We start from the raw sequence: 838 nt of genomic DNA on the forward strand, positions 1-838 counted from the left end.
TTGGCTCATTCGCTTGAACAAATTACTTCACATAATGAATTAATGAGTTACTTACGAATGATAATTTTGTGTTCGCACTATCATCTCGCAAGCACCCACACGCATTGCTTGATTAACTTTTTAAACAGCTAACGAGGCGCTCGGCTCTCGTTGTCTTTGCTTCGTGTGACTCGCCGTTTGGCTGTCTCCCCGAAGCAGGAGGCGCATTATACAGTGCGCTTTCTGTTTGGCAAGCCCTAATTTTCAGCTTTTTTCATGAGCTTGGCTGCACGTTAAAGCGAGGGACTTACCGGCAGTCTCGATCAAAATCGTAGGCCTGCACTAATAGCAAAAAACCCCAGCCTCTTTCGAAACTGGGGTTTTAGGGAGCCCTGCTGTTCAGAGCAGCGACTCGGTGTTTGAAGGCTGACGATGACCTACTCTCACATGGGGAAACCCCACACTACCATCGGCGATGCTTCTTTTCACTTCTGAGTTCGGGATGGGATCAGGTGGTTCAAAAGCTCTATGGTCGTCAGCCAAACTGGCTTGGTTCGTGGTTGGTCTTAGGGCTTGTCTTAAGCCGGCCGCACGAGGACCAAATAGGGTGGTGGATGCCCTCCAGGGATGGAGGGTACATCGATTTTGCAGGAGCAAAAATCGATCTATAAAGTTGTCTGATGATCGTGTGTATTCTATCGATTGCTTACCCATCCGCAACATCCAGTTGCATCAGTTATATGGTCAAGCCTCACGGGCAATTAGTACTGGTTAGCTCAACGCCTCACAACGCTTCCACACCCAGCCTATCAACGTCGTAGTCTTCAACGGCCCTTCAGGGGACTCAAAGTCCCAGGGA

The 838-nt window shown here is 49.0% G+C and carries 2 rRNA genes; both read right to left on the minus strand.

Features of this window, described 5'->3' with window-relative positions:
• Positions 1-403 precede the first annotated feature (403 nt).
• Positions 404-519: ribosomal RNA gene (gene rrf / locus HBA55_RS37130) — 5S ribosomal RNA — on the minus strand.
• 200 nt (positions 520-719) lie between these two features.
• Positions 720-838, minus strand: a 23S ribosomal RNA gene (locus HBA55_RS37135); the annotation flags it as partial.

The organism is Pseudomaricurvus alkylphenolicus (assembly GCF_011683955.1).
Classification (GTDB): domain Bacteria; phylum Pseudomonadota; class Gammaproteobacteria; order Pseudomonadales; family Cellvibrionaceae; genus Pseudomaricurvus; species Pseudomaricurvus alkylphenolicus.